General features: G+C 29.8%; 20 protein-coding genes. 12 read left to right on the plus strand and 8 right to left on the minus strand.

Annotation, left to right across the window (positions count from 1 at the left end; all coding sequences use genetic code 11):
• Window positions 1–2: 2 nt before the first annotated feature.
• Window positions 3–1,220, minus strand: coding sequence for an HD domain-containing protein (locus QZV12_RS05170; protein ID WP_295618299.1), 1,218 nt, complete (start codon window positions 1,218–1,220; stop codon window positions 3–5).
• A 572-nt stretch (window positions 1,221–1,792) separates the two neighbouring features.
• Here QZV12_RS05170 and QZV12_RS05175 point away from each other — a divergent pair.
• A complete protein-coding gene (locus tag QZV12_RS05175; protein ID WP_295618302.1) occupies window positions 1,793–1,999 on the plus strand; it encodes a molybdopterin-binding protein in 207 nt (68 codons plus the stop codon).
• A 56-nt stretch (window positions 2,000–2,055) separates the two neighbouring features.
• Complete coding sequence (locus QZV12_RS05180; protein WP_295618306.1) at window positions 2,056–2,262, plus strand: molybdopterin-binding protein; 207 nt, start codon at window positions 2,056–2,058, stop codon at window positions 2,260–2,262.
• A gap of 435 nt (window positions 2,263–2,697) precedes the next feature.
• Here the strand turns inward: QZV12_RS05180 and QZV12_RS05185 are convergent, their stop codons facing one another.
• Window positions 2,698–3,135 (minus strand): molybdenum cofactor biosynthesis protein MoaE, encoded by a 438-nt coding sequence (locus tag QZV12_RS05185; protein WP_295618309.1) that lies wholly within the window; start codon window positions 3,133–3,135, stop codon window positions 2,698–2,700.
• 152 nt (window positions 3,136–3,287) lie between these two features.
• Window positions 3,288–3,824, minus strand: a complete 537-nt coding sequence (locus QZV12_RS05190; protein ID WP_295618311.1) for a nicotinamide-nucleotide adenylyltransferase — start codon at window positions 3,822–3,824, stop codon at window positions 3,288–3,290.
• A gap of 471 nt (window positions 3,825–4,295) precedes the next feature.
• On the opposite strand from QZV12_RS05190, the gene cofH reads away from it, so the two are divergent.
• Window positions 4,296–5,417 carry a 5-amino-6-(D-ribitylamino)uracil--L-tyrosine 4-hydroxyphenyl transferase CofH gene (cofH, locus tag QZV12_RS05195; protein WP_295618314.1) on the plus strand — a complete coding sequence of 374 codons (1,122 nt, stop codon included), beginning with the start codon at window positions 4,296–4,298 and terminating at the stop codon, window positions 5,415–5,417.
• A gap of 190 nt (window positions 5,418–5,607) precedes the next feature.
• Here the strand turns inward: cofH and QZV12_RS05200 are convergent, their stop codons facing one another.
• Window positions 5,608–6,246: a DUF447 domain-containing protein gene (locus QZV12_RS05200; protein WP_295618318.1), complete on the minus strand. Its 639-nt coding sequence runs from the start codon at window positions 6,244–6,246 to the stop codon at window positions 5,608–5,610.
• 359 nt (window positions 6,247–6,605) lie between these two features.
• Between QZV12_RS05200 and QZV12_RS05205 the strand changes: the two genes are divergently transcribed.
• From QZV12_RS05205 to QZV12_RS05245, 9 genes are all read left to right on the plus strand, one after another.
• Window positions 6,606–7,037, plus strand: a complete 432-nt coding sequence (locus QZV12_RS05205) for a hypothetical protein (RefSeq protein ID WP_295618321.1) — start codon at window positions 6,606–6,608, stop codon at window positions 7,035–7,037.
• Window positions 7,038–7,213: 176 nt separating this feature from the next.
• Entirely contained in the window at window positions 7,214–8,935 is a 1,722-nt protein-coding gene (locus QZV12_RS05210; RefSeq protein ID WP_295618324.1) for an ATP-binding cassette domain-containing protein, read from the plus strand.
• 236 nt (window positions 8,936–9,171) lie between these two features.
• Window positions 9,172–9,582, plus strand: a complete 411-nt coding sequence (locus QZV12_RS05215) for a universal stress protein (protein ID WP_295618327.1) — start codon at window positions 9,172–9,174, stop codon at window positions 9,580–9,582.
• Window positions 9,583–9,890: 308 nt separating this feature from the next.
• On the plus strand, window positions 9,891–10,049 hold the full coding sequence (locus tag QZV12_RS05220; protein ID WP_295618329.1) for a rubredoxin: 159 nt from the start codon (window positions 9,891–9,893) through the stop codon (window positions 10,047–10,049).
• A 73-nt stretch (window positions 10,050–10,122) separates the two neighbouring features.
• Window positions 10,123–10,278 carry a rubredoxin gene (locus QZV12_RS05225; RefSeq protein WP_295618332.1) on the plus strand — a complete coding sequence of 52 codons (156 nt, stop codon included), beginning with the start codon at window positions 10,123–10,125 and terminating at the stop codon, window positions 10,276–10,278.
• 83 nt (window positions 10,279–10,361) lie between these two features.
• Complete coding sequence (locus tag QZV12_RS05230) at window positions 10,362–10,859, plus strand: ferritin (RefSeq protein WP_295618335.1); 498 nt, start codon at window positions 10,362–10,364, stop codon at window positions 10,857–10,859.
• A gap of 127 nt (window positions 10,860–10,986) precedes the next feature.
• A complete protein-coding gene (locus QZV12_RS05235) occupies window positions 10,987–11,637 on the plus strand; it encodes a hypothetical protein (protein WP_295618337.1) in 651 nt (216 codons plus the stop codon).
• Window positions 11,638–11,667: 30 nt separating this feature from the next.
• Window positions 11,668–13,530: an excinuclease ABC subunit UvrA gene (locus QZV12_RS05240; protein WP_295618339.1), complete on the plus strand. Its 1,863-nt coding sequence runs from the start codon at window positions 11,668–11,670 to the stop codon at window positions 13,528–13,530.
• 514 nt (window positions 13,531–14,044) lie between these two features.
• On the plus strand, window positions 14,045–15,001 hold the full coding sequence (locus QZV12_RS05245; RefSeq protein ID WP_295618342.1) for a malate dehydrogenase: 957 nt from the start codon (window positions 14,045–14,047) through the stop codon (window positions 14,999–15,001).
• 398 nt (window positions 15,002–15,399) lie between these two features.
• Here the strand turns inward: QZV12_RS05245 and QZV12_RS05250 are convergent, their stop codons facing one another.
• The 4 genes from QZV12_RS05250 to QZV12_RS05265 all read right to left on the minus strand — a co-directional run bounded on the left by QZV12_RS05250 (window position 15,400) and on the right by QZV12_RS05265 (window position 18,946).
• Window positions 15,400–15,834, minus strand: coding sequence for an acetolactate synthase (locus QZV12_RS05250; protein WP_394350723.1), 435 nt, complete (start codon window positions 15,832–15,834; stop codon window positions 15,400–15,402).
• A gap of 14 nt (window positions 15,835–15,848) precedes the next feature.
• Window positions 15,849–17,150 carry a phenylacetate--CoA ligase family protein gene (locus tag QZV12_RS05255; RefSeq protein WP_295618345.1) on the minus strand — a complete coding sequence of 434 codons (1,302 nt, stop codon included), beginning with the start codon at window positions 17,148–17,150 and terminating at the stop codon, window positions 15,849–15,851.
• A gap of 107 nt (window positions 17,151–17,257) precedes the next feature.
• Window positions 17,258–18,028 (minus strand): sugar phosphate isomerase/epimerase, encoded by a 771-nt coding sequence (locus tag QZV12_RS05260; RefSeq protein WP_295618348.1) that lies wholly within the window; start codon window positions 18,026–18,028, stop codon window positions 17,258–17,260.
• Window positions 18,029–18,172: 144 nt separating this feature from the next.
• A complete protein-coding gene (locus QZV12_RS05265) occupies window positions 18,173–18,946 on the minus strand; it encodes a sugar phosphate isomerase/epimerase (protein WP_295618350.1) in 774 nt (257 codons plus the stop codon).
• Window positions 18,947–18,994: the final 48 nt, after the last annotated feature.

The raw sequence follows: 18,994 nt of genomic DNA on the forward strand, positions 1-18,994 counted from the left end.
AATTATAATAATTTAGATTGTTCAAAGTGTATTGTATCAAATTTTTTCACCCTTTCAGGCAAGTCAATATAATGGTCTAGCTTTAGTCTGTTTAATTTTCCCAAGTCTTCCTTAGGAACATATAGGCAAATGTCTGCTGAATTGAATCTTGCACTGCTTAATGCTCCTACAATGCTTGAGATTTCATTTAAATGGTATAGGTTCTCTCCAAATGAAACCCATGTTTTCATCTCATCAAATCTTGGATACTCAGGAATGCTTAAGATGACATAGTTTCTATCTAAGTTGAAATCTTCGCTGATTTCCTCTTCAGCCTTATGCAATTTGTCCTTTTCAATCTTAAATATCTTTTCAGGTGTGTCAAAACTATTGACTGCCTCAGATTTAGCTACCTTCAGAAGATTCCTGTTGTCAATCCTTTGCATAATGTCTCTTGAAAATCCTTCAGAGCTTCTGCACATGCTGATCATATCGGAATCGTCGTATTTGTATATCTCATTAGGATTTATTATGTCTTGGCTAATCATATGCCTAAGGCATCTTCTAAACATTGCATTGATGATTCTTGTAGTGTGATGCTGATAAACGCTTGGGTACATTAGATAACGAGCAGTCAGTGCAGCTTCAGCAGCTTGAACTCCTTTAATGTCTAAAATCAGTTCCCTTTTTAATTTCAAGTTGCTGATGATTCTTTCTGTATCGATTACACCATAAGCCACTCCAGTATAATGGGAATCCCTGATAAGGTAATCCATACGGTCCATATCCAATTCTCCAGAGATTATTGGACCTAATTTGCCTTCGCCGTTTATTATGTCAATGATTTCTTTAGTGTCAAATCTTTCGGAAAGTTTGTCTGCAAGAGAGGTTTCCTTTACAACAATTGCGGTTAGCTCTTCATGAGGAACATCAAATACTGCTTCTGATACATGTGAAAATGGACCATGTCCTGCATCGTGCAGTAATCCCGCTATTCTGACCAATTCCTTTTCATCCTCTTCCAATTCCAATTGTTCAGCAAGCTTTGATGCAAGATGCATTGTTCCTATTGAGTGTTCAAAACGTGAATGGTTTGCTCCAGGATAAATTAAGGAAATGAATCCTAATTGCTTTACTCTTCTTAATCTTTGTAATTGGGGATAATCAAGTACCTCCACTTCAAAATCAGTTAATGGCAAATTGCCATGTATGCTGTCTCTTATGAATTTTTGGCGTGACATGTTGACCACTCTTTTTAAAATTAATCAAATCAATGATTTCAATATTGATTTTCAATTTTTATTTTTAATTTTTTTTATTTTTTCGTATTTGTTCTTTATTTTTTATTTCACTTTATTCAAATTTTTAAATTTCGCAATATTCCATAATAATCTAATGATATTTATAAAAAACTTATTAAATAAAGTTTTCTAAAATTTAGATTAATTTTAGCATTTTTATTGATTTTTCAATGATTTGATTATAATTTTATGATTTTTTTTAATATTTCAATTATTTTTTAATATTCAACTATAAGCTTAATAATATTTTAATTTCAATATGTTTTTACAATTAATTGAACAATTTGTTAATTAGCATAGCTTTTGGTTTTTAAAATGTTTAACCTTGTTACATTAGCTGATTATCGAATAAAAAAAGATTTATTTTATTTATCGATATGTATATTATATGGTAATCGAAAAAAACTATTTTTATCTATTTATAGTAATATTTAAATACTAAAAAGAACTATTATAATATATGCAATTTTCGAATTGCATATTTTAAGTAAAATTCATATCGAGGTATAATTATGGAAATTAGTGCAAGAAACGGATTAACCGGAAAAGTAGCAGACGTAAAATTAGGTGAAGTAATGACAAGTATAAAGATTGAAGTAACCGAACCTGGTGTAATCACTGCTGTTATCACAAGAGAATCTGCTGAAGAATTAGGTTTAAAAGAAGGAGACGAAGTAAAAGCTATTATCAAATCTACTGAAGTTATGGTAGCTAAATAGATTTTCTACTTTAACGATTTTATTTAAATAAATATTTTTAATTTAATGGTGATATAATGGAAATTAGTGCTAGAAATGGAATCAAAGGTACCGTTGAAAGTGTAAAATTAGGTGCTGTAATGGCAAGCATTAAAATAAAAGTAGAAGATCCAGCTTTAATTACTGCAGCAATTACTAAAGAATCTGTTGAAGATTTAGAAATAGCTGTTGGTGATGAAGTAAAAGCTATTATCAAATCTACTGAAGTTATGGTAGCTAAATAGATTTATTCTATTTACTTTATCAACTTTTTAAAATTAGTTTTATAGTATTTAGTTAGTTTTAATGGAATATCATATTATAATTTATTTTTAATTATTTAATAGGATTATTCAATTAAAATAAGTTTTATGTATTTATAGATTTTTAGATCTATCTTTTTTTAATATTTTTTAATTTCAAGTATGCTCATTTTTAAAAGTCTTTTAATCTTTTTTTTTAATTTTAATTCAAATCTTTTTAAAAGTCTTTTAATCTTTTTTTTAATTTTAACTCAAATCTTTTTAAAAGTCTCAAATCTTTTTTTTTTAAGGTAAAATCTTTTTTAAAAATAGTATTTTATGTTTTTAGAATAAAAGAAATTTTAAGTATTAATATTATTATAATGTAATATTTTTAGTTTTTTAGTTTTTTTTTAAAAAAAATAGTGGAAAGAGGAATTAACCTCCAGCCATAATCACTTTTGTTCCTTCATTGGAAAGCTCTTCTTTTTTAAAGTCGATTTCATGTTTTACTCTTTCAATAACTTCAGTAAGAGCATCTAAGGTTTCTCCTCTATGAGGACCAAGAACAACCACTAAAAACAATTGGTCTCCTGTGTAAAACTCTCCAATGTAATGGATTACGCTTATTTCAAATACTCCATGTTTGACTTTAGCTGTTTCTACAATTGATTCAATTTCAGCTAATCCCTTTTCCTTATCTGGAAGACTTAAGGTAAGTTTGTCTACAGTTTTATTTTCTTCAGTACCTCTTACAATTCCTTCAAAACTGTAAATGGCTCCTGCTTCATCTACTCTTTGTGATTTTTTTATCTCTTCAATTAAATCTCCAATAGTAAAGTATTCTTCATCTTTTTCTACAATTTTAATTACCATTTTATCATCCTAATTTAAAAAAATATTTAATAAATATAATTAAGTTTTAACTTAAAGATATTTTGTCTATTTTTATTAATATATTTAATTTATTGGCTAATAAATATAACTATTGTTATAAAATTATCCTAAAAAAATAGAAATTGTATGAATTATTTTTCACTTAATTCTTTTATGCTCAATTCCTTAATTCTATTAACTCCATCAATCTCTTCAATCACATCAATGGTAGCTTTAGGAACAAGAGATTTCCAATCGCCATCATTTAGGATTCTATTTCGGACTTCTGTTCCTGACAATACTTCACGGTCAAACAGCTCTGGTTGATAGATTTCATAGCCATCCTCTTTAAATAATCTTTTAACAAGTGCATTTCCGCTATAGACTTTAGAAAAAGGAGGAGTTAACATTTTGACTTGAGCAACCCATAATGCATTTCTATTGACATCCTCAATAGGAATGATATAATACCTTTTAGGATCGATATCATAATCATCCAATGCTTGGGACATCATCATTACTCTTTCACCTGCAGTAAATGGATCTTTTAGCTCATGGCTTAATTGAGCGCTTCCAATACCGATTACAACTTCATCAACATAATTCAATGTCTTTTCTATAATCTGTATATGGCCATTGTGAACAGGTTGCATTCTTCCAATTAATAAGCCACGTGTTACTTTTTTCATTGTATACTTATTTATTTTTTATATTATTAGTATTTATCATTTAATTTATATTATTAGTATTTTTCATTTAATTCCCAATTACAATTTTGTCTATTTTAGTCTATTTTAGTCTATTTTAGTCTATTTTAGTCTATTTTAGTCTATTTTAGTCTAATTTAATCTAATTTAACTAATTTAGTTTAATTTAACTAATTTAGTTAATTTAATCTTATTAATCTAATTTAATCTAATAAATATAATTTATCTAATTATTAATATTAATCTAAATTCAATATTAAATAATGTATAAAAATAGACATTTGGATTAATATTAAATATTTTTTGACTTAATTTAATTAATAATAATTAAAATATCTTTATTAATAATTTAATCAATTTTTAATTAAAATTAATAAATTTAAATAGTTTTAATTAATTATTTTTAAATTTTCATAGAAAAGTTTATATGTTATATAGAACTGATTTAAAATTATGAACAATAGAATTAATGTGGCATCCAAAACTAAGAAAATATTAGATAGTGCTTTTGATGAGCCTATCTCAGTTGAAGATGGGAATTACTTAATGAATCTAAAGGGTTCAGAAATCTATCCGCTTTTAGCTACTGCAGATGCAGTTCGTGAAGAGATAGTTGGGGATAAGGTTAGCTTTATCAATAACTGCAACATTAACTTTACAAACATCTGTCATGTCCGTTGTGGATTTTGTGCTTTTGGCAAGGATCCAGATGATCCTGAAGCTTACCTTCTGGATGATGAAGGCATTTTGGAGAAAGCTGAAGGTGGCTATCGTGATGGAGCTCGTGAATTCACTGTAATGGGTGGAGTGCTTGAAGATGCAACAGTTGACTATTATGAGCATATTCTAAAACTTCTCAAGTCTCATTATCCTAAAGTTGAGATTCATGGATTTTCACCAACCATGATTAGAGATGCTGCATTAAATAGTGAAATGCCAGTAGATGAGGCATTTAAGGTATTGAAAAAGGCAGGTTTGGATACTTTGCCTGGAACTGCAGCTGAAATATTGACAGATAGGTCAAGAGAGATAATCTGTCCAAAAAAGGTAACTACACAGGAATGGATTGATGTAGTGAAAATAGCTCAAAAGGCAGGAATAACCGGTTCTGCAACTATGATGTATGGTCATATAGAGACTATTGAAGAGAGAGTTGAGCATTTGGATATTCTAAGACAGATTCAACTTGATACATGCGGTTTCAATGAATTCATTCCTATGACATTTATGCATGAGCACTCACCAATATTCCTTGAAGGTCAAAGGGATTTGGGAGCAACTGGAAGTCAAGACCTTAAGCTTTATGCAGTGGCAAGACTAATGTTTAGGGACATAATTCCAAACATTCAAATTTCCTGGGTAAAATTAGGTTTCAGATTTTCACAAGTGGCTCTTATGGCTGGTGGAAATGATTTAGGTGGAACTTTAGGTGGCGATGAATTATCTGCAGCTTCTGGAGCTCCAGATGGTGTGAATGCAAGTATTAGAGACCTAACTAAATTAATTAAAAACTTAGGTAGGGAACCTATAGAAAGGAACTCTATGTATACTGAGTTTTACCCTGTTGAATTTTAATTTTTTTATTTTTTCATTTAAATTTTTTTCTAAAATTCAACTCCTTTTTTCATTTAAAATATTTTTTTCTATAATTTAACTCCTTTTTTTCATTTAAAATATTTTTTTCTATAATTTAACTCCTTTTTTTCATTTAAAATATTTTTTTTTCTATAATTTAACTCCTTTTTTTTATTTAAAATATTTTTTTCTATAATTCAACTCCCATTTCGATTAATCTTTTCTTTAAATCATTCATTGCTTCTTTTACATCATCCTCTGCAACTACATCAATCAGCCTTTCATTTTCCTTGAACTTTTTGATGTATTCATCCTTTTTCTCATCATCGATGATATCAATTCTTGAATAGTCAACAAGAGATTCTAAAAATGCAAAGATTCCTCTGTTAAGAGCTTTTGTTCCTGGCTTATTGATTATGATCTTAATGGATTCTGCATTGATAATGCTGAACATAGCACCATCATTTACATGGTCCTTGCCTATTTCCTTATCTTCAATTGATTTTACAAGTGCTATGAAGTATGCATCTGCATTTTTCATATAAACTATGTCATCATCACGAACAAACTCATCTTCCTCTAAATTGCCATATAATGAACGTGCAAAGACACTTGGATCGCTTGTAATGTTTACTACAAAAATGCCGGTTTCCCTAATGTTTTCCAATGTTTTGCTTCCTTCGAATATGCGAGCAAGAACTGCATAGTCATCTACACATTTCAATCCTATTGGGGCTGCATCCATTTCACCTGCCTTATTCATGGTGGTATAGATGGTTTCATATTTTCCTCCAGCCTTAATTCTAATGCTTTCTAAACTAAATGACATGTTTTATCTCCTTTTTTATATTTTAATTATTTTAAAATTTATTGATTGCTTAGAATCTTTTTAATATTTTTTAGTGATATTTTATAAATTTTTATTTTTATATTTAATTATTTTTTTATGTATAGTTAACTATTTATGAAAATTAAAACTAATTTTTAAGAGTTTAATTATGATATAACAATTAAATAATAGTTTTTAATTAATATAAACCTAAAATATTTATATATGATAAGAATAAATCATTATTTGTGGTTAAAATTAAATTTAAATTATTTACATTGATTTTTTTTATTTGATTTAATGAAAAACGGTTTTAATTTGAATATTAAATATAATTTTGATTAAATGGAGGAAAAAAGATGTATGAATTTAGAAAAAAGGAAAAATCATTAGATAATTCAGAAATAATGTTGTCTAATACCATTTATTGTGAAAATGATAAATTCAGTCCGGAATTAATAAATCCTAATGAAATTTGCAATTATATTGAAAAAAATTATGAAATGGAAGGTTTAGTAAATGAAACTTTAAGATTAGTAAATACATATTTTCCAAATTCAAAAAATTATTTGCATTTAGTCAATGATCCGGAATTTGAAAATCTTAGCAATTTAGTAATTTATATAATCAATGAAGAAAAGTCATTAGAAGCTAATCATAGTCTATATAAATTATTTTTAAAGGATTTTAACAATTTAAGAGAATCTTATCTGAATCTATGGAAAAATTTGATTATATTGCTTAAATCCAATGAGATTTTTTGTAAAAAATTAAAGGAATTGGAAAATTAATTACTTGAATGGATTTTTTCACTTCTTGCTTTTTTAAGTAAAATATTTTTGAAAAGGTTTTAAATATAGGTACTTATAATATTATACTATGTATAAATGTTTTAATAAGTAATTAATAAATCAATTAATTATTCTAATTAAATAATAATCATTTTAAAAATTTAAATCGTGGTAAAATGATAAGTATTAAAAATCTTACTAAATCATATGAATTAGCTAACGGGGAAAAAGTAATAGCCCTAAATAATATTAATCTTGATGTTAAAGAAGGAGAGATTGTAGGTATTTTAGGAACAAGCGGTTCTGGAAAGACAACTCTTTTGAGAATTTTAAGAGGGGTGGAAAAATTCGATGAAGGTGAAGTTAGAGTAGATAGATACACCTTAAAGCCTGATTCCTCTCAATTTTATTTCAATCAAGTCAAAAAGGAAACTGCAATTCACTTGCAAAGGTCCTTTGGTATTTGGCCTGAAACTGCATTAGATAATGTTGTAAGAAAATTATATGGTGCCAAATATGGTGATGAAGCAGGAACTGATTTTGAATTGGCTCACGATCAGTTTGACAAGGAAGCATATGAAATATTGGATCTTGTAGGTTTAAAGGAAAAATCCGGCCATTTGGCTTCTGTATTAAGTGGTGGGGAAAAGCAAAGACTCATTATGGCAAGGCAACTTGCAAAAAAACCTAAAGTAATGCTTCTTGATGAGCCTGCTACAATGGCATGTCCTAAAACAAAACAGGAAATCTTGGATGCTGTCAAAAAGATAAATGAAGAATTGGGAATCACCATTATTTTAGTGTCTCACTTACCTGAAATTCATAAGTTCCTTGCTGATAGGGTAATTCTATTGCAGAATGGAGAAATTGCAAAAGAAGGAGATGTTGATGAAATTATAGATGAGTTCCTTTCTGATATTGAAGACCCTATTGACATTGAGCTTGAATCAACTGATGAAACTCTTATAAAAGCATGTGATTTAGATAAAAGATTCTATTTGCTTAAAGGCAAAAACGTTTTGCATATGAAGGACGTTAGCTTTGAAGTAAAAAGAGGAAATGTCCTTGCTTTGGTAGGTCCAAGTGGTGCAGGAAAGACAATTCTTCTTCGTATGTTAGGTGGTATGGATGTACCTGATGAAGGTGATGTCATATTCAAGCTTGAAAAGGAAGAGGATGGAGAAACTGTAACCAAATGGATAGACATTAGAAAAGCAAGCCTTGATAGGATGGAAGTCAGAAGAAACTTAGGTTTCATGCATCAGGAATTTGCATTGGATTACTGGGCAACTGTTCAAAGTCAATTAGCTGTTAAATTAGGATATAAAAGATGGGATATGGTTCAAGAAGCTAAAGCAAGAGCTAAGGAAGAAGGCTTGCCAGATATACTCCTTGATGCATTATATCAATTAACAGACCTTCCAGAAAGGGAAGCAAAAGCCCGTCTTGAACAAATAGGACTTGAACCAAGCATTTTAGATGAGTTATTCCCTAAATTCCCTGAAACTGAAATCAAGGAACAAGTTGAAGACTTGTTTGAAGCTCTTGACTTGCCTTTGGACATTTTAGGAAGAAAATCCTTTGAATTATCTGGTGGTCAAAAGGTAAGGGCTATGCTTGCTCTTGTTCTTGTCTCTAAACCAGACATTTTGCTTTTAGATGAGCCATTTGGAGACTTGGATCCAAAAACCTTAAGAACAGTTACAAACTCACTTAAGAAAATATGCAAAGAGTTTGGAACCACTATCGTAATGGTTTCACATAATACAGACTTCATTAGGGAATTAAGTAATAGGGCAATATTCATTGACCAAGGATTGCTTAAGGATGACACTGAAGATGTTGACAGATTAGTGGATGACTTTATTGGATTCTGTAAAGCTGATTACTTAATGTAATCAGTATTTTATTTAATTATTTTAATTTTTAAATTATTTTAATAAATTTAATCATTTTAATTTTTAAATTAATTTAAAAAATTTATTATTTTAATATTTTTAATTATTTTAAATAGATTAAATAGTTTGAATATTTTTAATTATTAATTGTTTTTAATTTTTTTATTTTTTAAAATTCAATAAAATGATTTTTTATAATCAATTAAATAGTAATTTTTTCTTTTAAAGATGATAATATGTTTAAGAATATTTTAGTTGCTAGTGATGGTTCCAAATGTGGAGATAATGCTGTAGATTTAGCCATTGATTTGGCAAGCAAATATGGTGCAAAAATCTCTGCTTTATATGTAATGGATTTTGGCCTTGATTTCACATATGATGACATGGATGATGCTGGTGGAGCAGTTTTGGATGATATTACAGCTAAAGGAAAGGAAAATGATGTAGTTGTAGTGGAGCATATCATCACTGCAGATCCTATTCAAGACATGGCAACCATGATTAGAAAAATAAATCCAGATATTGCTGTTTTTGGAGCATTTGGCAAATCAACAGAAAAGGAAGAAAACATTGATTACTCTAAGATAGGAAGTGTAGCAAAAAATGCATTGAAAGTTTCTAAGGTTCCTGTAATCTTAGTTAAATAATTATACTATTCATTTTTTCTTTTTTTCTATTTTTATTTGATTTTAATGTTCATAATGCTTTTTTGTATTTTTTCTATTTTTTTCTAATAATTAATTTTAATTTTTTTAATTTTATTTTCTCTTTCTGCTCTTTATTTAATTTTCTCCAAGGAAAATCAGTTTTTAGCATTAATTCCAGCATTGTTCAATTCTTTTATTAAATCAATTATTACTTTTCAATCTTTAATAAAATAAGTTGTAATAAAATAAAACATTTTATATATCATTAATAGCATAAATATTATTAATTATTTATTGGAGGTAAAATCATGGCAGAATACAAATGTACTGTTTGTGGATACATATTTGACACTGAAAAAGTCGAATCAAGAAGAGATGTTGCTCCAGGAACTGCTTGGGATGACGTACCTGAAGATTTCAAATGTCCTTTATGCGGTGCTATCAAAAGAATGTTCAGAGAACAATAAATTCTTAGATTTTTAAATTGAATCTTATGCATACTGATTTTTATTTTTTTAAATTCTAAAAAAAGGTGAAAATATGGTTTTTGTATGTGATATTTGCGGATACGAATATAATCCTGATGTTGGTGACCCAGATAATGGTGTGGAACCAGGAACTGCATTTGAAGACTTACCTGATGATTGGGTTTGCCCATTATGTGGTGCAGCAATAGAAGATTTCGTAGATGAATAAATAAATTTTTTAAATCATTTATTAAATTATCATTTTCAATGTTTAATTTAATAAAAAATATTTTTTTAATATTAGGTGTTATAATGGTAAACGAAAAAATGGAAGCAGCATTAAATGCTCAATTAAACGCAGAAGTATATTCCGGATACTTATACTTATCTATGGCAGCTTACTTTGAAGACATCGACTTAGCAGGATTTGCTAACTGGATGAGAGTTCAAGCTGCAGAAGAACTTGAACATGGAATGAAATTCTATGATTACATCATTAGGAGAGGAGCAAGCGTCACCCTTACTGCAATTGACGCTCCACAAACTGAATGGGATTCTCCTCTTGCAGCATTCACTCATGTTTTAGAACATGAACAAATGGTTACTGGCTTAATTAATGATTTAGTCGATTTAGCTATTGAAGAAAAAGACCATGCAACCAACAACTTCTTACAATGGTTCGTTGAAGAACAAGTTGAAGAAGAAGAAAATGCTATGGAAAACTTAGCTAAACTTAAATTAGCTGGTGACGACAAATCTATTTTATACAAACTCAATGAAGAGTTTGCTGGTCGTGGAACTGAAGAATAAGTTTCAAGCTATCGAAATTTCTAAGTGAATTTTGATTAAAGCATTTCCAGTTATTTTAACTGGAACTTTTTTTTTTTTTTTTTTTTTTTTTTTTTTTTTTTCATTCTCTTTGTTTTAAGGTTTTATTATGTATAAGGATGCAATTTTAGTTAGGGGAGCAAAAGTACACAATTTAAAGAACATTGATGTGGATATTCCTCTTGGAAAGATAGTGGCGATTTCTGGCGTATCTGGCAGCGGCAAATCCTCATTGGCACTTGGGGTATTGTATGCAGAAGGATCCAGAAGGTATTTGGAAGCATTATCCACATATACAAGACGGCGAATCACTCAAGCTGAGAAGGCAAATGTTGAATCAGTTCAATTTGTTCCAGAAGCTCTTGCACTTCATCAAAGGCCAAATGTTCCTAATATCAGAAGTACATTTGGCACATCTACAGAACTTTTAAATTCCTTAAGATTATTATACTCCCGTTGTGGAAATTACATTTGTCCAAATGGGCATATTCTCAAGCCTTCACTTAATGTAGCCCGTGAAATTGAATTGGAATGTGAAGAATGTGGTGAGAAATTTTATGGTCTTGGAGCAGAAGAGTATGCCTTCAATTCAGATGGTGCATGCCCTAACTGTGGAGGAACCGGTATAGAAAGAGTTATTGATGATTCAACTCTTGTTTCAAATGAAAACAAGACATTAGAGGAAGGGGCAGTTGAATCATGGAATATGTTCGGTATCAGTTGGATGTATCATGTAGCTGGAGCATACTATCACAAATAAGGAACATGCTTATGAAAAAGTATCAGTTGGATGTATCATGTAGCTGGAGAGCTTGGAGTTAGAGTGGATGTCCCATTTAAGGATTTAAGTGATGAGGAGAAGGAAATCGTTTATAATGGACCTTCAGTAAAGAGATATATTAACATACCTTCTAAAAATGGAAAATTATTTGAATTGAATGCAGAATATAGAAATGCTCACAAAGCAGTTGAAGAAGCTTTGAAAAAGGCTAAAACAGAAAAAGGCCTTCAAAGAATAAATAAATATTTGAAAACTGAAGTTTGTCGAGAGTGCAACGGCACAAGATTAAACAAAAGGGCAAACTCCACTTTATTAGGTGGAATAAACATAAGCGAAGCCTCTAAAATGACTTTAAAGGATTTGGTCAATTGGATTCCAAAGATAATTAATGATCTGCCTTTGGAAATGCAGGATATGGCTAAAAACATTGCAGAGGAATTTATGGACAATGCCAATATTATTCTTGATTTAGGCTTAAGCTATATTTCCCTTGATAGGCCAAGCAATACCTTGTCTACTGGAGAATTGCAAAGGGTGCAGCTGGCTAGAACTTTGAGAAACCCTACAACTGGAGTTTTATATGTTTTAGATGAGCCATCCATTGGTCTTCATCCATCAAATGTGGATGGGCTGATTTCTGTTATGGAGCGATTGATTGAAGATGGAAACAGTATCGTTTTAGTGGATCATGATGTTAGGATACTTAAAGTGGCAGACTATATGATAGAAATGGGTCCTCAAGCAGGTCACAATAGTAGTAATGTTATTGCAGAAGGAACCATTGATGAAATTGAAGATAATGTTAACTCAATTATAGGCAAATTCCTATCTAATGAAGAGAAAATCATAATTAGGGAAAAGTCAAATAGGGAAGACTTGTTTGAAAATGGTGAAATAGAACTTTCCACAAGGGAAATCCATAATGTAAAGCCATTGAATGTAAAAATACCTAAAGGAAAATTAACTGTTGTAAGCGGAGTTTCAGGAAGCGGAAAAACCACAATGCTTTTGGAAAGCTTATATCCTGGGGTTAAATCATTGATAAATGATGAGAAATTGCCAAATAATATCGATTACATCAATTGCGATTCAATTAAAAAGATAGAACTGATTGATAGTGTTCCAATAGGCAAAAATGTTAGAAGCACTGTTGCAACATACAGCGGAGTTTTAGATGATTTAAGAAAGGAATTTGCTAAATTGGATATTTCTAAGGAAAAAGGATACAATGCTTCTGACTTTTCATACAATACTGGAAGCTTAAGATGTCCTACTTGCAATGGAACCGGTACAATTTCCATGGATGTTCAGTTCTTGCCTGATGTTGAGATAACTTGCCCTGATTGTGATGGATTAAGATATGGTGAAGATGTTGATGAAATCCTGCTTAATGGATTATCCATTTCCCAAATAATGGGATTGACAATCGATCAAGCTCTTGATGAATTGATTGGATTGGAAAAGGTTAATAATAAGCTGGGAAAATTCTCTAATTTAGGTTTAGGATATTTGACTATAGGAGAAGCCACTCCAAGCTTATCTGGAGGAGAGGCACAAAGGCTTAAATTAGCTTCTGAAATTGGAAAATCCCAAAGGAATTCCATTTTCATATTTGATGAGCCTTCAATAGGTCTTCATCCTTTAGATGTAAGGGTTTTATTAAGTGTTTTCCAAACATTAATAGACAATGGTGCTACTGTAATAGTCATTGAACATGATTTGGATATCATTTCCAATGCAGATTATATTATAGATATTGGAATTGATGAGAATCATTGTGGTGGAGATGTTTTAGCTTGTGGTACTTTAGAGGATATTCTTGATTCAAAAGAAAGCATAACCGCTAAATATTTAAGGGAGATTAATTTTTAATTCTTTTTTTTTAATTTTTATTATCTTTTAGACCTTTTAGGTCTTTTAAATTTTTTAATATTTTATTTTTTTTAATTTTTAATTTCTTTTAGACCTTTTAGGTCTTTTAAATTTTTTAATATTTTATTTTTTTTAATTTTTAATTTCTTTAAGACCTTTCAGACATTTTAAATTTTTTAAGTTTATTTTTTTTATTTTTTAATTTTATTTATTAAATTTTTTTCATTTAATTATCCTATTACTGCAAGTTAATCATATTTTCTATTTTAAATTGAATATTCCATTTAAATCGTTAAGAAACTGTTTAAAAATACTAATACTTAAATATAAGTTTTTTAAAATATAATAATACGTATAATATATTTTTATTTTAAATAATAAGAAAAGAAATTTAATTTTATATATTTATGAGTTTTAATTTTTAGAATTTTTTTTTTTATTCGGTAAAAATATTAAAATAATTAATTTAATTACTTACGAATGGTTAATGGAATAAGATTTAAGGAGGTTAAATATGGTAAAGGTAAGTGTAATGGGCTCAACAGGCATAATAGGTAAAAACGTTACTTTTAATATAGCTAGAGCAGATACAGTAAGTGAAGTTATACTGTTCTCAAGACCTGAAAGCATTGATAAGGCAAAGGGCCAAAGCTATGATATGTATGATGCATTGGCTGCTGAAGATATTGATTGTAGACTCACTCCATCCTGCAATTATGAAGATTTGGCAGGATCTCACATTGTATTGATTACTGCAGGTGCTCCTAGACAAGAGGGCATGAGCAGAAGGGATTTAGCATTTGAAAATGCAAAAATTGTATCTAAATATGCTAAACAAGTGGCAAAATATGCTCCAGATGCTGTTATTTTAGTTGCTACAAATCCTGTGGATGTAATGACTACAATTGCATTAGATGCCTCTGGATTTAGCAGAAGAAAGGTTATTGGTGTTGGAAATCACTTAGATTCCCTAAGATTAAAGAATTACTTTGCTAGACGATTGAATATTAATAGTAGTGAAGTCCATACAAGGGTTATCGGTGAGCATGGAGACAATATGGTTCCTCTTTTAAGTTCAACTACTATTGGTGGTATTCCATTGAAGTATTTCATAAGGGAAGTGGAATTGGATGTTAAGGAGATTATAAGAACTCTTAGGAATGCAGGAAACACCATTATTTCTAAAAAGGGAGCTACTGAATATGGTCCTGCTTATGCTATTTCCAACTTGATTACAACAGTAATAACCAATACTCATAAGATATTGACTGTAAGTTTGTATCTGGATGGTGAAATAACAGATGTTAATGGAGTGGCCTTAGGAGTTCCAGCAGTCATGTACAAGAAGGGAATCGCAATGATTGTTCCTATTCGCATGAATGATTATGAAACAGTCAAGTTCCAAAAGGCTGCTGAAGAAATAAGAAAGCTTACAGATGAAGTAAGAGAAAGCTTAAAATCAGATAATTAAACTTTAAAAAAATTTAATATTTTTTTATTTATTTGATTTTTAACTCTTTTTTAATTTTTACTTTTTTACTTTTTCACTATTTTTAATTTTTTTAATTTTTTTACTATTTTTAATATTTTAAATATTTTTTCTATTTTTTCATACTAATTTCACATATTGGATTGTTTTCTTTAAAAATAGTGTTTTACATTTTAAAAAAGTTTATTTTTTGATTAATTATTAAAAAAAGTTGTTTTATTAATTGTTTAATAATAAAATTGATTATTTTTTGATTAATTATTAAAAGAAGTTGTTTTATTAATTGTTTAATAATAACATTGATTATTTTTTGATTAATTATTAAAAGAAGTTGTTATAAGTATTATTTATTAAAAAAAGAAAAAAAGAGTTTATAATTATTATAAATTATAAACTTCTTCTGCAGGTACTAAAGGCACCTTATAAGCATTTAAAATACCAATCAATTCATCCAAATCTTTGGCTTGCAATAGGAGAATTGCGCTATCAGACTTTTCATGAGTAAAAGCATATAGATATTCAAGGTCTATTCCTTCATCTTTTAAGATTTTTAAAACAGATGAAAGTCCGCCTGGAGTGTCATCAAGTTCAGCTCCAATAATTGGAGTGTTTTTAACAATGTAATCATTGCTTTCAAGAACTTCCTTAGCTTTTATAGGATCTTGAACAACTAATCTTAATATGCCGAATTCAGTGGTGTCTGCTAAAAACAATGCTCTGATGTTAATGTCATTTTTTGCAAGCAAATCTAAAACACGATATAATTTTCCCCTTTTATTTTCTAAAAATATAGACAATTGTGTTATTTTATACATTATTATCTCCCCGTTTAATGTAAATTACGTTTATCGATAACTCTTTGAATCTTACCTTTTGTGCTTCTTGGAATGCTCTTAGGAGCCACTAAGCTAACATTAACTGCAATTCCAATTTCATTTTGAATGTATTCGCCTATTTTTCGTTTTACACTTATCATTTCCTTGATGTCATCTGAGAAAAGAGATTCAGAAGCTTCAACCTTGATTTCAATTTCATCCATTATGTCAGGTCTTGTAACAATGATTTGGTAGTGAGGCTCTATGTTGCTGACCTTAAGAAGTGCCTTTTCGATTTGTGATGGGAATACAGCAACTCCCTTGACCTTAAGCATGTCATCTGACCTTCCAGTAATCCTTTCCATTCTTGCAAGTGTTCTTCCACATTCGCAGGTATCATAGTGGAGTGCTGTAAGGTCTTTGGTTCTAAATCTGATTACAGGCATACTTTCCCTTTCAAGATTGGTCAATACCAACTCTCCATGACTTCCTTCAGGCAATCTGATTCCTGTTTTTGGATTAATGATTTCAGGATAGAAGAAATCTTCAGCAATGTGCAAACCATTTTGTGCACAGCATTCCATACCAATACCTGGACCCATCAATTCTGTAAGGCCATAGATATTATATGCTTTAGTCTTGAATGTTTCTTCGATTCTGTCTCTCATTTCTGCAGTCCACATTTCAGCTCCAAAACCAATTGCCTTAAGCCCTAGCTCATCAAAGTCTATTCCTTCCTCTTTAGCAACTTCACCTAAGTAGATACCATAGGATGGAGTGAATATAAGGCATGTGCTTCCAAAGTCTGCCATGATTTCAACTTGTCTTCTTGTCTGTCCAGTTGAAATAGGGATGATTGTTGCTCCTAATCTGTGAGCTCCATAATGAACCCCGAATCCTCCAGTAAACAAACCGTAACCGTGTGTGTTTTGGATAATGTCATCACTATCAAGACCCATCATTGTAAGTCCTCTTGCAACGATTTCTCCCCAATTGTCAATCTCTTTTTGGGTGTATCCGCTAACTACAGGTTTTCCAGTAGTTCCTGAAGATGAGTGTACTTCAATGATTTCCTTTCTATCAACTGCAAACATTCCAAATGGATAACATGCCCTTAAGTCATCTTTAGTAAGGAATGGCAATTTTTCAATGTTCTTTAAAGTTTCTATATCTTCTGGGAAGACATTTGCATTGGTGTACTTTTCATTATAAAAGGGAATCTTGTCAAATGCCCTTTTAACAGTTGCCTGCAACTTCTTCAATTGAAGTTCAAAAATGTCTTCTCTTGACATGCATTCAATTTCTTCATTCCACATATTCTAACCTTTTTGTTTTTATGTAATTTTTGTAATTGTTATAATTATAATTTATTTTCTTATTTTACATATATGCTAATTTGTATAATGCTTTTTTTAAGTTTTATTTATATCAAACCTAAATTTTTCATATATTCCAAACTTTTTTCAATGAAATCTATAGACATTAACTCTAACATGTAGATGCCATCATACTTATTTTTAGTAAAAACATCAAAGAACCCATTTACATCAAAAGTCCCATCACCTAATGCAAGGTGTGTGTCATCATCCCCTGGATTATCATGCACATGTATGTGTTTAATTGAGTCGAAGTAAATTTCATCAGGAGTGAAGCCATTTGTATGGGCATGGCCTATATCCATTGTCATTGGAAGGTCAAGCTTCAGCAATGTGTCATTCATTTGATTCACATCCATAAACATGAAGTCAGTAATGTTTGGAAGATTTTCTATACATGCATCAACTCCATTATCCTTAGCATAGTCACCAATGACTTTCAGATGTTCTTCTGATATTTTATAAACAATGTCTTCCCTTCCCCTTCCATGAAATCCGAGAATTCCTGGATGAACAACAACAAGATTGCTGTCAATCATGTTTGCAAGGTCGATTGACCTGTTTATTTCGCTAACGGAAAAATCAGCAATGGCAGGATTTAAGGAAGCGATATTGATGTCAATAAATGGAGCATGAACAGTATATTTCAAGTCATATGAGTTAATGATGTCTATTAATTCAGTATCCTCATTAATTCCTCTATAAGGATAATCATGCACTATTTCAACATAATCAATATATTTATTGCTATCGAAGTATTCTAAAGCTTCTTCAATTGTTCTGTCTTCTGTTGCTAACATTGAAGCTCCTATTTTCATTTTTTTACCTCATTAATTTATAATTATAAATTTTTAAGAGTTTTTAAATATTTTTTTTATTCAAAGCATTAATGATTCCTATGATCTTTTTAAGATTTTTTAAATGCTTTTTTTTATTTTAATAATATGATTTATATGAAATCATTAAATCAATTTTAATCCTTTCAAGTATTGGATGCTTTTTTCCACATAATCCTTGGAACTCAATTCAAGGTTATATATTCCATCATAGCCATTTTTGGAAAATATTTCAAAGAATCTTTTAAAGTCTATTATTCCCTCTCCCCATGGAAGATGGGAGTCATGAACTCCATCATTGTCATGGATATGGATATGTTTGATGTTTTTAAAGTATAGGTCATCAACAGCAAATCCTGCTGTGTATGCATGACCAATGTCCAATGTCATTGGAAGATTGATTCTTTCCAATGATTCCTGCAATTGATATATGTCCTGATACATAAATCCTCTTATTTTTGGAAGGTTTTCAATGCAGGTAATAACTCCATTGTCCTTTGCATAATCTCCTATGGTCTTTAAGCTATCTTCTGCGATAGCATAGACTTCATCCATATATTCATTGTCATTATCGAAAATGCTTCTTCCAGGATGAATTACAACAATATCACTGTCCAGTTCATTTGCAAGGTCAATTGATCTTTTTATTTCATTGATTGAATCTTTTGAAAGAGCAGGATTAATAGAAGCGGGATTTACTTCAATAAATGGAGCATGAACTGTATATTTTAAGTTATAAGAGTTTATTAAATCAATAAGCTCCTTTTCATCATTAATTTCCCTGTTAGGATAATCATGAAATATTTCCATATAATCAATATATCTGTTAGATTCGAAGTAATCTAATGACTCTTCTATTGGAATTAACTTTCTAGGGAATATTGAAGCTCCTAATTTCATTATATCTCCACTCTTTTTTGCCAATGGCACTTTGAATATTTATATTTT

Origin of the sequence: uncultured Methanobrevibacter sp., from assembly GCF_902769175.1 — an archaeon.
Taxonomy (GTDB): domain Archaea; phylum Methanobacteriota; class Methanobacteria; order Methanobacteriales; family Methanobacteriaceae; genus Methanobrevibacter.